Here is a 12800-nt window from a genome sequence, read left to right on the forward strand (position 1 = left end):
CATTCAGCCTAACAACCAACAACCAATAACTACATAGTAACAACTATATTTATGCCATGAAACGCCTTCTCCCCTTATCTGTTTTCCTGGCCGTGCTATCATTTATTGCCGGTTTCCTGCTCTCAAAAATGTCATTTATTGGCCGTATTGGTATTTCACTTTTTTACAAGGAATACACATTTATGAAAACGTGGTGGAAAGGAACACTGGTAATCTTCGCCGCGTTATTTTTCCTGATGCTGTTGCAGGCCGCCGTTGACCGGAAACTGGTTAAGAAAAGAGCCAATTCGTTCCATTTGTTGGCGTTAACTGCGGCCATAGTTGGCATGTATTTTACCTATCGCGACTTCCAATATTATTATACACACCGGTTGCTGAAAGAAAAATTTCATCTCGGTGGTTACCTGTTTTGGATAGGCTGGGCAGGTATTTCGCTTTACTTTCTTTTTAGCAAACAGCAATCGCCTTCGGCAAATGAGAACTTACCAATGGAAACAACCGACAACTCAGAGGATCAGCAACGGGCAAATAAAACCTATTGAAACGCGGCCGGTGTTTGTATCTACATCTCCGAAAGTCCTCTTTGCGTAGTCACTGTATTTATAAAAACGGCCCACATAAGTGCAGAAGAATTTCAGATTATCCAGGTCTTTAAATGGAAAATATTCTACCCCGGGAATTACACCCCATGCTGTTCGTAAATGATTGTCTTTGTTTGGGTCGGGGTTGCCGTACCAGTACGCATTGCTTACCATTCCGATGATAAAAAAGTTCAACTTCTTCTGTGGCTGAAAATTCACATGCAGCCAATGCTCCACATAGCGTGTATTCTGCGGCGCGTAGGGCAAAATACTTTTTGGCACAAAAGACCCAACAATGCCCTTTCTGTCCAGTTGCTCATTGCTCCATTTAAAATCATATTGAAACAGAAACTTATTCAGCTTAAGTTGATTACCCAGGGCGATGTAATACATCGTTCGATTTTGCGCCTCCAAAAACTGACTATAACTCCAAATGGTCTGAAACTTACCACCAGCCATCGTTCCACGCCAGTTGATATTTGCCGCTACAGGAAATTTGGAGGGCGTAACACCGGGAATGGAGTCGTAAATTTCTTCGAAAGTTTGGGTGCGGGAATTCATCAACTGAAAAGTAAATTGATGTTGCTGATTTGCGGTATAACTAATCATTGCACCAGTTAAGAAGTTATCGGAATATTCCACAATATCATTGTACTCATAAATATCGATGGGATTGGCATCAAATTCATAACCGCCCCAGTCTGCGCACATCTTACCCATTGTGAGATCCCATTTTTTTGCAAGATTGATAGTAATGGAGGCGATATCTGTCGATCTTGATAAATTATCCAGCGAGCCTGGTTCAGTAACTTTTGTGTAACGATCACGAAAACGGAAAGACACACGATCTGTTATTTTTCCTCTTATTTCCAGGCGGAACTGGTCATTCTCAAATTTGGACTGCTGGTATTTTCCATCCTGGAAATAATTGTTTAGGGACCATTGCATATTAGCAATGACATCAATGTTTTTTAAAAGATTCTGTTTGTGAATAGGAATGATGGGATTGGTTGATTTGATGGTACTATCCAATTGACGCTGCGCCGTGAGTTGAGTGCAGGCGGAAAAGACAGCAACAATCAACAGAAGCTTCAATTTCATAAAACTCGGTTTAATTGTCTACAATAACAGGCTCGCAAACAGAAAGCCCATCGCGATCGTGACGGCGATGGTAATTAAGCCGCCTCGCATAAAACTGTGGTTCACCACAAATTTTCCGATGTGCGTAGAACCCGTTTTGTCGAAATTGATGGCGGCCAGCAAAGTAGGATAACCGGGCAAGACGAAATCGCTGTTTACCGCAGGAAACATAGCGATGAGTTGCGGAGCCGGAATGCCCAGCACAACACCCAAAGGCATCATGGTTTTGGTGGTGGCGGCCTGGCTAAAAGTCAACATACCCATGGCGAACACGGCAATGGCAAACGTCCATGGATGTTGAGTGGTAATATCTCCCAGTGCGTGTTTGATAGATGATTCATTGTGGTGCATGAATGTGGCGGCCATCCAAACGACACCAAACACTGACACGACTGCAGAAGCCATTGAGTTAAACAGACTTGCTTTTGTAACATCAACGGCAGAAGTTTTTGTGATCAGCATGATAGCCGCTGCGGCACTTAATGTTACGATTTCAATGATGGTTCCCATTCTCAGTGTGCCATTTTCTGTAATGCTAAAATTCTCTTCACCCGGCCCATAGCTGGGAATCAGTTGGGGAAATGCGCCGGCAATAATGATGAGCAAAATAGCGATACCGAAAATAGCTACAGATGTTTTGGCCCCTGGTTTATATTTTCTCTCTGCGCTTCCTGAATCTTTATCAATATCTGCAGCGAATGCAGGATCCTGCATTTTTTTCTGGAACTCCGGGTCTTTATCCAGATCCTTTCCCATTTTTAATACAGATAAACAACCAACAAACACACCGATCAATGAAGCGGGAATACAAACCATGAGAATATTTTTTTGCGCACCCGGATACGCGAGAATGGCCGTCATTGCCGCAGTTGCTGCTGACATGGGACTGCTGGTAAGAGCCAGGTGCGATGCGATAACAGACATGCTTAGTGGTCTCTCCGGACGAATTCTTTTTTTTGCAGAAACTTCAGATATAATCGGCAACAAGGAATAAACAATATGTGAGGTTCCGGCAAATAAACAGAGAAAGAAAACAGTGAACGGCCCTATGAATACAATTTGTGATGGCTTACTTCTAATGATCTTTTCAGCAACGCCCACAAGATAATCCAAGCCACCGGCAGCCTGCAATGCGGCAGCGGTAGTAACAATGGAAAGAATAATCAGCATCACATCCAGCGGAGGATCGGTGGGACGCATTTTAAAGACAAGAATAAATATCATTAACGCGACCATGCCCATCACACCAAGACCAATGCCTTTCATTTGTGACCCAACGAGGATAGCCGTCAACATTATTGCAAATTCGATCCAGATCATAGGTTAAATAGTTGAGAGTTGAAAGTTGAGAGTTGAGAGTTGTTAGGCAACATGCGCGATCATTCAGCCTAACAACTCTCAACTATAAACCAGCAACTATTTTATAAACTTCGGACTTATCATATTTTCAAATGTGAATACCTCGTCCCATTTTTCCTGTGTGAGCAATTGTTTTTCTATCACCACAATATCGTGAACAGATTTTCCTGTTTCCAATGCTTCGCGTGCAATGCCGGCACATTGTTTATAACCCAGGATTGGATTGAGTTGTGTAACAATGCCAATGCTGTTCATTACCATTTTTTTCGTCACTTCCGGATTTGCAGTAATTCCATCTACACATTTTTCTTTCAAAGTTTTACAGGCATTTTCCATGTAAGTGATTGACGAAAATAAAGCGAACGACAGAACCGGCTCCATCACATTCAATTGTAATTGCCCTGCTTCTGCCGCGAGTGTAACGGTAAGATCTGCACCGATCACATAGAACGCAGTCTGGTTCACTACCTCAGGTATTACGGGATTTACCTTTCCCGGCATAATTGATGAACCCGGCTGCATGGGCGGCAAATTAATTTCGTTTAACCCACACCGTGGTCCCGAAGATAATAATCTTAAATCATTACAGATCTTTGAAATTTTTACCGCTGTTCTTTTTAATACACCAGATAGCTGAACGTAAGCGCCGGCGTCATATGTTGCTTCAATAAGGTCACTTGCCAAAACCAGTTCAAGGCCGGTTACGTCCCGCAAATGTTTTGTTACGAGTTGTGCATAACCTTCCGGAGCATTCACACTCGTACCAATTGCGGTGGCGCCCATGTTAATTTCGGCGATCAGTTTTTTGGAATCTTCAATTCTTGCCTGCTCTTCATGGAGGTTGGTGGCAAATGCTCTGAACTCATCTCCCAAACTCATCGGCACAGCATCCTGCAATTGCGTGCGGCCCATTTTCAACACATCTTTAAACTCTTTTCCCTTAGCCGCAAAAGACTCCGTGAGCGCGGCCAGTGTTTGCTTGTACCGGCTGAGTTTATTGATCAAAGCAATTCTGAATGCTGTGGGGTAAGCATCGTTGGTAGACTGTGAACAATTTACATGATCATTTGGATGGCAGAATTCATATTCGCCCTTTTCTTTTCCCATCAGTTCCAATGCAACATTGGCAATTACTTCATTTGCATTCATATTAACAGAAGTGCCTGCGCCACCCTGGATCATGTCGCTCAAAAACTGGCTATCATAATCCCCATTGATCACTTTATCGGAGGCCGCTATAATTTTTTCTGCGATTGCAGGGTCGAGCACGCCGAGATCACGGTTAGCCATAGCCGCAGCTTTTTTTACAAAGCCAAGTGCCTGCACGAAAAAAGGCTCCGCCTTGAGTGGGATGCCTGTGATGTGAAAATTTTCAAGCGCCCTTTCTGTTTGAACACCATAGTAAGCATCATTTGGAATTTCTTTTTTTCCAAGAAAATCACTTTCAATCCTTGTTGACATAACGCATTGTATTAGTTAATGAATCTGAAAAAAGAACTATTCGGAGGAACTAATTACAAACAACATGGGAATTGGTTCGCAGTAAGAATTTTGTATGCAGGTAGCGGAGAGACAGGCGATTTGGCGATTTTAATTTAACTGTAAAATGTAGAACTGTGCTAATTTTTAGAACCCGTTGAAATGATTGCCAGGATATCATCATCACTGTCAAGATTGTTCATTTGCCTCATAATTACCGGATAGCGGCTAAGGATGTGCACGTGCGGCGGTTTTACTTTAAACACTTTTGGGTTGGGCAAACAGGCGGCGATCATTGCAGCCTCTCTCCTTGTTAAGTTTTTGGCAGGTTTATTAAAATATACCTGCGCAGCTTTTTCAGCTCCGAAAATGCCATCGCCCATTTCTATTACATTGAGATAAACGTCCATGATACGGCGCTTACCCCAAATTTTTTCTATCATGAAAGTAAAGTAAACCTCCAGGCCCTTTCTAATGTAATCGCGGCCCTGCCATAAGAAGACATTTTTTGCGACCTGCTGGCTTATTGTACTCGCACCGTGCGTACGATTGGGCTTGCGCTTATTGTAAGCCATAGCTTTTTCGATGCTTTTCCAATCGAAACCGCTGTGATCTGCAAAAAGCTGGTCCTCCGAAGAAATTACCGCGAGTTTAAGATTGGGGGAAATTTCGTTATAGTTTACATAATCTCTCTTTAAACCATGCCCTGTGAATAAACTCCCCAGTTGCGTAAGTGTGACAGGAGGGTCTATCCATTTTAATAAAACGATGTATACAAACTGCCCGATGAAAAGAATAAGGAAAATTCTTTTTAACAGTCTCCACGTTTTTGGTATGAGGCCTTTTGTATTCAAATTATTTCAATAAAGTATTGGATGTTTTACCCACAATTGCCCGCAAGATAATGGAGGAAAAGTAAAAAGTAAAAAATGTGTTTGGTAGAGACAAGGCATTGCCTTGTCTTCGTTGCATTATCAACCTGATCGCAGAGACAAGGCAATGCCTTGTCTCTACTAGAATCCCTTTCTCGCCTTTTGAATGTTGTTGTCATTCATGTGGATGTATTCGATCTTGTAGAGTTTGCCGTGCTTTTTTCGGGAGTGATAAATGCGGTTCATTATAAAACCCGCTGCAGCAACGCCACCGGCAATAGCAATGCTGGCTCCGTCGGGCGGTTCATGTAAATAGGCGCCGTTAATAAGATTCAGCGCTATATAACCCAGACCGCCAATCATAAAGAGCGTACCGTTTTTAATAAAAACAAATGACTCTTTTTTACCAACATCTATTTTCTGAATATCCTTATAATTAACACCCCTAACATTTGAACCCGCAGTGTCGATAATAGTGGTGCCAAATTGAGTGGGCATTACCCGGATGTTATACATCCTCACAAAAATAGAGTCGTCTCTTATAGTATCGACCGGGCCAGTAAGTACGTAATCCTGGAAAGTTGTAATGGTAATGGGAGAACCAGGCATGAAGGTTTTAACCGTACGGTTGTTTCTCTTTTTAACAACGATAAAGTCTGACTGTGCGGAAGCCATCATCGTAGAAAAAACAAAACTTATAAGTAGGATTATTTTATACATACTAAAAGCTAAATTAACATCTTGATACGAAAATTGAATATTTACTTTTCGTAAATAAGATGTTATTGTACAGACAAGGCATTGCCCGTTCAGACAAGGCATTGCCTTGTCTCTACTAACGCTTAATGATAAACTTTGTTTGATAAAAACAAAACACTGTACAATAAAGCGATACCGAAACCAATCAGTAGCGTACCCGAAATTTTGTTGATGATGGAAATGTTGTGCAACGTCAGCCGTTTGCGCAACTTGCCGGCGAGAAGAACCTTTGCAACATCTGCCGCCATATTAAGTATAAGGCAGGTTGAAAAAATAATGATGCGCTGCTCAAGCGTATGACTTAAAGAAAAAGTGGTGGCATTAACCAGCCAGAATAAAATTACACTTGGATTAAGTGTGTTGATGAGAAAACCCTGTAGCGCTATTTTGAAGAAATCTTTTTTGGTGAAGAGTTGTTGGTCTCCGCCAGGACTTTGCTTAACCGTTACTTTTTTGAAGAAAATATAAAACAAACCAAGGCCAATCAAAAAACTGCTTCCACCATAACCGATGATTTTTTTAAACTCGAGTAGAGTGCTAACGGCTTCGGAGAAAATATTGCTGAGGAAGACCAACACAAAATCACTTATCCAAACACCGGCCACAAAACTGAACCCGCCTTCTTTTCCGTTATTCAGGCTTTGCTTGATAACAGTGAATATCACGGGTCCTACCGACATTGCCAGCACTAAACCTAAAGCCAATCCTTTCACTAAAGCTTCCGTCATGAAATGGGGTAATTGTGTTTGGATGATAAAAATACGTAGAGACAGATAATTATCTGTCTCTAACTCCAAAATTTACCGATAATCTTTTTTATAAATGGTTCATTAATAGATCCATAGAGACGGATAATTATCCGTCTGTACCCTGCGCAAGAAAATCTTCCCATTCCTTTAGCATCTTCCCTTTTAGTACACGGGGGAATTTATGCTGACCGCCTTCCTTACCCTTCATTTTCATAAACGACATGAAAGCAGACTCCGGCAAAACTTTTACAGTGACTTCTTTCAGGGCACTTAATCTTTCTGTAGCGTAGTCGTCGTTGATATCTTTCAGAACGGCATCAATTTTTTCAGCGAGCACCTGCGGATCCGCTTTGTCGTTGCAGGCAACGTACCAGTTGTGTGCGAACATGTTTCCGTGCGGAACACCGGCAACCGTAAATTCAGGAATGCAAATGTTTAAATCTTCACCCGCCACCTGAATGGCTTTGGTCATGTTTTCCACACTCAAGTGTTCTCCTACAAGACTCAGGAAGTGTTTGGTACGGCCGGTGATCACGATTTCGCAGTTCGCTTTGTTTACAAAACGGATGGTGTCACCTATCAAATAACGCCATGCTCCCGCGCTGGTACTTAATAATATTGCGTAATCCCTGCCCTCTTCCACTTCGTGGATCATCATCACTTCTGGCTTTTCGATCATATTTCCTTCTCCGTCAAAGTTCACATCGTCAAACGGAACAAACTCCATAAAAATATGTTCGTTGGTGACCAACTTCATTCCTTTGGCACCCGGCCCATCCTGGTAGGCAATGAAACCTTCGGAGGCGAGGTATGTTTCCACGTAAGAAATAGGTCTGCCCAATAATTTCTCAAATCCTTTTTTATATGGTTCAAACGAAACGCCGCCGTGCAGGAAGAAAGAAAGGTTTGGCCAAATATCATGGATCGTTTTCAGCTGATAACGTTCGATGATCTTTTCAATACACATCTGTATCCATGCCGGAACGCCGGTTAAATAACCGATATCCCAGTTTGGCGCCTGCTCTACGATCTCCTCAAGTTTCTTGTTCCAGTCTTTTTGTTTGGCAATTTTTTTACCCGGTTTGTAGAAGGGTGTGAACCAGAAAGGCATACGTTTCGCCGTAATACCGCTAAGGTCACCGGCAAAATAACCCGTTCCTTTTTGCAGATCTGTGGTTCCACCAAGCAATAACCCTGCTTTACCAATGGCCTTCACCGGGATTTCTTCATAATTACGCAAAGAAATCACCAGTTTGATCATGGTGTTCAGGTTACCACGTAAAAGATCAGGGGTAATAGGTATATACTTGCTGGCAGCCTCTGAAGTACCGGAAGATAAAGCGTAATACTTTATTTTTCCCGGCCAGCAAATGTCAGATTTGCCTTCCAGTGTCTTGTGCCAGTATTCGTTATATATTTTATTGTAATTGTATGTAGGAACAATTTCCTGGAATTTTTTACCCAGGTGACGACTCAGTAAGATTTCATCAAAACGGTATTGCTGACCAAATTCTGTGAAACGGGCCTTCTTCAAAAGTTTCTTTAACACACGGAGCTGCTCTCTCCTGGGAGACTTGCGCGGCAAATTGAGCGCTTTGGATACTGATTTAGGGAGAGAAATGTCGATCAATGCCATTGAACAAGCAATTCATTTGATGAAATTCAAAATTACGATTTGGAACCAAAAGTAAATTATAAATATTTATTGGTTTTTGGCGTATGGCGTTGAAAAATATTAGAACATTTTTAAGCAAAACCCGCGGCAGATGGATATTTTCCAAAAGACATGGTTGAGTGTTGATTGCTGTCTTCGGGAGAGGAAATATGCTTCGACGTTATGTAAACTTAACAATTCACCACTAAGACACACTAAGTTTCACTAAGGGGTTTCAGATAAGCGGCCACTCTTAGTGAAGCTTAGTGTTTTCTTCGTGCCTTAGTGTTAAACCGAAGAGATCAAACCGTGGCGTGCAGCACATCACCGTTCGCAGCTTTTGAATCACTGCACACAATACTGCTGCTGCCGGACGAATGTATTTTAACTGCAACGCCGGACGGCACCTGTTGCAAAAAAGTAATCACGTCTTTATAAGCAACACCGGTTGAACTCGCAGCGATAATTATTTCGTCGTACAACGAATACTCAAAATTGTTATCGAGAGAATCAAGATTTTCGAAAGTGATTTTCCGCTCGGGCGTTTTATAGCTTGAAAGAATGGATACAATATTTTCTTCATCATGCTTACTTGCAACAATCAGCGTTTGCAATTTTGTTTTAGGCCTTGGTTTTACAACACTTGCCACAGACCGTTTTACAAAAGATAAAACGCCGCTCAATAGAATAGCCACTTTAATAAAAGCGATGTACCACCATGATGAAGCTGTATTAAAATGCTTATGCACAAAAATGTTCATTGCCTGGTAAAATATTCTAACGTACCGCGCACTGTTTTGATTCGTGCTTTCGCCCTTGAAATGAATAATGGTGCTATCTGCGAAATAGAAATTTTTATATCCCGCTTTTTGAATACGGTAGCTAAGGTCAATGTCTTCGCCATACATAAAGAAGGCTTCATCAAAACCTCCTGTTTTATCCAAAACCTCTTTTTTCACAAGCATGTACGCGCCTGACAAAACATCAATTTCATTACTCTCATGTTCGCTCAAGTGACCGGCATAGTAAGTAGCAATTTTTTTCGAAGAAGGAAACAAATGGATAAGTCCGCTTAATTTATAAAACGAAGCAGCCGGTGAGGGAAATCCGCGTTTTGACTCCGGCAAAAAATTTCCTGAACCATCTATCATGCGAATGCCCAAAGCTCCGCCACCAGACTGGCTTTCCAGGAAATGAACACTTTTGTATAAAGCATCCTCGCTCAAGATTGTGTCGGGATTCAAAAACAAAATGTATTTGCCCCGGGCAAAAGACAAGGCCCTGTTGTTTGCCTTGGCAAAGCCAAGATTTTCGCCATGCCAAATGAATTGAACGCCCTGAAATTTGTTGAGGAAAAATGCCCTGCTGCCATCGCTGCTTGCATTGTCAAACACGATCACTTCGGCATCTGCCGGTGAGGGCAGGTTATCAATCGCCTTTAGCAATGAATACAGGCATTGCTCGAGGAAGAACTTTACGTTGTAATTAACGATGATAACGGATAAGTGCATGAACCAAATATAGAATAATTGAATTATTGATTTATTGAATTATTGAAGAGCTGTGATAGTTCAGTTATGCACTCGTCGTGAAGAACCTCTGAATTAAGCGGATTGTTTGCCTGTCAATTATTCAATAAATCAATTATTCAGTTATTTGTCTTGCTATCTTTGCCGCATGATAAAACAAACACTACTCGACGCTACAAATGCAGGCGCTGCGGAGTTAAAGCGCTTTTTCAACAGAAAAAACCTGGTTGTTTCCAATAAGGAAGGAGTTAACAATTTGGTTACAGAAGCGGATCATGCCGCTGAAAAAGCGATCATAGAAGTTATCAGAAAAAATTTTCCCGGACATTTTATTTTGAGCGAGGAATCAGGAGAAATTGTCCAGGATTCAGAATATAAATGGATCATTGATCCGATAGATGGCACCATCAATTTTGCAAACGGATTACCGCTTTGCTGCGTGAGCATTGGTGTTGAAAAAGGTGGCCAAATGATAATGGGTGCGGTTTACAATCCTATTATGAACGAGTTTTTCTTTGCCGAAAAAGGTAAAGGTGCGTTCTTAAACGACACGCAGATTTTTGTAAGCGAGCAAAGCGAAGTAGAGAAAGCTTGTTTGGTTACCGGGTTTCCTTACACGTACCTCGACTCGCCAAATGGCCCGTTGCAGTGTTTTGAAAGATTCATCAGAAAAGGCATCGCTGTTCGCCGCCTGGGTTCTGCTGCCATCGATCTTTGCTGGGTGGCCGCAGGTCGCTTCGATGGTTTTTATGAACACAAACTGAATGCGTGGGACAGCGCCGCGGGATTTTTAATGGTAGAAGAAGCGGGTGGAAAAGTAACTGATTTCAAAGGCGATTATTATTCTCCATATCAACCAAATATTTTGGCTACGAATGGTGTGATACACGAAGAGCTGAAGGCTTGGGTGAATGGTGAGAAGAGCTAAGACCCTGATTTACCACTAAGGCACTAAGGACACTAAGCCTCACTAAGAGACGCTGATTGTCGGGAATTCCTTAGTGGAACTTAGTGACCTTAGTGCCTTAGTGGTGAAAAAACTGACCAACTATTTACCTCTTAAAAACAAAGAGGTATGATCACACAGAAATACATAAACGACGTTAGCTACGCGATAGTTAGCTGCGCAATAGAAGTTCATAATCATTTGGGCCCGGGCTTATTAGAATCTGTATATAAAACCTGCATGATTGACGAGTTGAGGCGGTTTGATTTTAATGTAAAAACAGAAGTCTGGGTTCCGATAAGATATAAGGAAAAAGTGTTGGAGTCGTCTTTAAAACTGGATTTGCTTATAAATGATATAGTGATCGTTGAATTAAAAGCCACGGAAGCAATAATCCCAGTATACAAGGCCCAACTTTTATCTTATTTAAAACTAGCCAACAAACCCAAAGGATTGCTTATTAATTTTCATTGTGATAATATTACAAAACAACTCGTACCACTGGTAACAAAAGAATTTGCCGAACTTCCAAAATACTGAAAGAACTTTGCGAGGTTGCCGATGGTAAAACAATAAAATAAAACAGATGTCAGAACGCACAGAAATATCAACACTCGGAGAATTCGGTCTTATCGACCATCTCACAAAGAATATAGAACTGCAGAATGTTTCAAGCATTGTAGGCGTTGGCGATGATGCCGCGGTGATCGATCATTTTGGAAAGCAAACAGTCGTTACCACCGACATGCTTGTGGAAGGCGTACATTTCGATTTAATGTACACGCCGCTGCGGCACTTAGGCTATAAAAGCATAGTGGTGAATTTGAGCGACATCTACGCCATGAATGCGACGCCAACACAGGTGACCATCAGCATAGCGCTCAGCAACAAATTCAGCGTGGAAGCGTTGGATGAATTTTACGAAGGCGTATATGCTGCCTGCGCCAAATACGGCGTGGACCTGATTGGCGGCGACACGACAAGCTCACAAAAAGGCTTCGTAATATCTGTAACAGCGCTAGGCGAAATTTCACCGGGCAAGTATGTAAAAAGAAGCACGGCTCAACAAGGAGACCTGCTTTGTGTGAGCGGCGACTTAGGTGCTGCCTTCCTGGGACTAACTTTTCTGGAAAGAGAAAAGAAGATCTTTCTCGAAAACCCACAAGTGCAACCGGATCTTGAGGGAGAAAAATATGTAATAGGGAGAATATTAAAACCAGAAGCAAGAAAAGACATCGTAGAGTTTTTTGAAAAATCCGCTTTACAACCCACCGCCATGATGGACGTAAGCGATGGATTGAGCTCTGAAATATTGCACATATGCAAGCAAAGCAATTTGGGTTGCGTATTGTATGAAGACAAAATTCCCATACACGAAGACACAAAAAACGCGGCCTTCAAATTTCAACTAGATCCAACTGCATGTGCCCTCAGTGGCGGCGAAGATTATGAATTGGTATTTACTATTGCGCAGGCAGATTATGAAAAGCTGGTGCTTAACGAACAGATCAGCGTGATAGGCTACATGACCGAACCGGAAAAAGGCAAAAAGATCATCACCAAAGGCGGCAATACATTTGATATTACAGCACAGGGCTGGAACGCATTCTCGTAGGGGCGAATAGCATTCGCCCTTGTTTGTTTGCCACAGAGAACACAGAAGAACAGAGAAAAAAATCCACTCTGTTCCTCTGTGTCCTCTGTGGCAAAACTTAAACAGTAGCACAAACCA

General features: G+C 42.0%; 12 protein-coding genes. 4 read left to right on the top strand and 8 right to left on the bottom strand.

Annotated features, from left to right (window positions below; translation table 11 throughout):
* Positions 1-56 precede the first annotated feature (56 nt).
* A complete protein-coding gene (locus tag KTO63_RS03550; RefSeq protein ID WP_217789772.1) occupies positions 57-542 on the top strand; it encodes a hypothetical protein in 486 nt (161 codons plus the stop codon).
* Here KTO63_RS03550 and KTO63_RS03555 read toward each other — a convergent pair.
* From KTO63_RS03555 to KTO63_RS03590, 8 genes are all read right to left on the bottom strand, one after another.
* Entirely contained in the window at positions 507-1682 is a 1176-nt protein-coding gene (locus KTO63_RS03555) for a porin (RefSeq protein ID WP_217789773.1), read from the bottom strand. The two genes, KTO63_RS03550 and KTO63_RS03555, sit on opposite strands and share 36 nt — an antisense overlap.
* 18 nt (positions 1683-1700) lie before the next feature.
* The gene (locus KTO63_RS03560; protein WP_217789774.1) at positions 1701-3041 is read right to left on the bottom strand and encodes an anaerobic C4-dicarboxylate transporter family protein; all 1341 of its coding nucleotides are present in this window, start codon (positions 3039-3041) and stop codon (positions 1701-1703) included.
* Positions 3042-3137: 96 nt separating this feature from the next.
* On the bottom strand, positions 3138-4541 hold the full coding sequence (gene aspA / locus KTO63_RS03565; RefSeq protein ID WP_217789775.1) for an aspartate ammonia-lyase: 1404 nt from the start codon (positions 4539-4541) through the stop codon (positions 3138-3140).
* A gap of 158 nt (positions 4542-4699) precedes the next feature.
* On the bottom strand, positions 4700-5413 hold the full coding sequence (gene mtgA, locus KTO63_RS03570) for a monofunctional biosynthetic peptidoglycan transglycosylase (protein WP_217789776.1): 714 nt from the start codon (positions 5411-5413) through the stop codon (positions 4700-4702).
* A gap of 159 nt (positions 5414-5572) precedes the next feature.
* On the bottom strand, positions 5573-6151 hold the full coding sequence (locus KTO63_RS03575) for a hypothetical protein (protein WP_217789777.1): 579 nt from the start codon (positions 6149-6151) through the stop codon (positions 5573-5575).
* Positions 6152-6273: 122 nt separating this feature from the next.
* Entirely contained in the window at positions 6274-6918 is a 645-nt protein-coding gene (locus KTO63_RS03580; protein WP_217789778.1) for a LysE family translocator, read from the bottom strand.
* Positions 6919-7045: 127 nt separating this feature from the next.
* Positions 7046-8575 (bottom strand): GH3 family domain-containing protein, encoded by a 1530-nt coding sequence (locus tag KTO63_RS03585; protein ID WP_217789779.1) that lies wholly within the window; start codon positions 8573-8575, stop codon positions 7046-7048.
* Between the two features lie 320 nt (positions 8576-8895).
* Complete coding sequence (locus KTO63_RS03590) at positions 8896-10104, bottom strand: glycosyltransferase family 2 protein (RefSeq protein WP_217789780.1); 1209 nt, start codon at positions 10102-10104, stop codon at positions 8896-8898.
* Positions 10105-10270: 166 nt separating this feature from the next.
* On the opposite strand from KTO63_RS03590, the gene KTO63_RS03595 reads away from it, so the two are divergent.
* From KTO63_RS03595 to thiL, 3 genes are all read left to right on the top strand, one after another.
* Positions 10271-11050, top strand: a complete 780-nt coding sequence (locus KTO63_RS03595; protein WP_217789781.1) for an inositol monophosphatase family protein — start codon at positions 10271-10273, stop codon at positions 11048-11050.
* A gap of 147 nt (positions 11051-11197) precedes the next feature.
* On the top strand, positions 11198-11608 hold the full coding sequence (locus tag KTO63_RS03600; protein ID WP_217789782.1) for a GxxExxY protein: 411 nt from the start codon (positions 11198-11200) through the stop codon (positions 11606-11608).
* A gap of 46 nt (positions 11609-11654) precedes the next feature.
* Positions 11655-12683, top strand: a complete 1029-nt coding sequence (thiL, locus tag KTO63_RS03605) for a thiamine-phosphate kinase (protein WP_217789783.1) — start codon at positions 11655-11657, stop codon at positions 12681-12683.
* Positions 12684-12800: the final 117 nt, after the last annotated feature.

Source organism: Pinibacter aurantiacus (genome assembly GCF_019130065.1).
Lineage (GTDB): Bacteria > Bacteroidota > Bacteroidia > Chitinophagales > Chitinophagaceae > Pinibacter > Pinibacter aurantiacus.

Bases quoted from the DNA above. Each gene is read 5' to 3' on its own strand.
- KTO63_RS03550 (WP_217789772.1), top strand. From the start codon at position 57: ATGAAACGCCTTCTCCCCTTATCTGTTTTCCTGGCCGTGCTATCATTT.
- KTO63_RS03555 (WP_217789773.1), bottom strand. From the start codon at position 1,682: ATGAAATTGAAGCTTCTGTTGATTGTTGCTGTCTTTTCCGCCTGCACT.
- KTO63_RS03560 (WP_217789774.1), bottom strand. From the start codon at position 3,041: ATGATCTGGATCGAATTTGCAATAATGTTGACGGCTATCCTCGTTGGG.
- aspA (WP_217789775.1), bottom strand. From the start codon at position 4,541: ATGTCAACAAGGATTGAAAGTGATTTTCTTGGAAAAAAAGAAATTCCA.
- KTO63_RS03575 (WP_217789777.1), bottom strand. From the start codon at position 6,151: ATGTATAAAATAATCCTACTTATAAGTTTTGTTTTTTCTACGATGATG.
- KTO63_RS03580 (WP_217789778.1), bottom strand. From the start codon at position 6,918: ATGACGGAAGCTTTAGTGAAAGGATTGGCTTTAGGTTTAGTGCTGGCA.
- KTO63_RS03585 (WP_217789779.1), bottom strand. From the start codon at position 8,575: ATGGCATTGATCGACATTTCTCTCCCTAAATCAGTATCCAAAGCGCTC.
- KTO63_RS03590 (WP_217789780.1), bottom strand. From the start codon at position 10,104: ATGCACTTATCCGTTATCATCGTTAATTACAACGTAAAGTTCTTCCTC.
- KTO63_RS03595 (WP_217789781.1), top strand. From the start codon at position 10,271: ATGATAAAACAAACACTACTCGACGCTACAAATGCAGGCGCTGCGGAG.
- KTO63_RS03600 (WP_217789782.1), top strand. From the start codon at position 11,198: ATGATCACACAGAAATACATAAACGACGTTAGCTACGCGATAGTTAGC.
- thiL (WP_217789783.1), top strand. From the start codon at position 11,655: ATGTCAGAACGCACAGAAATATCAACACTCGGAGAATTCGGTCTTATC.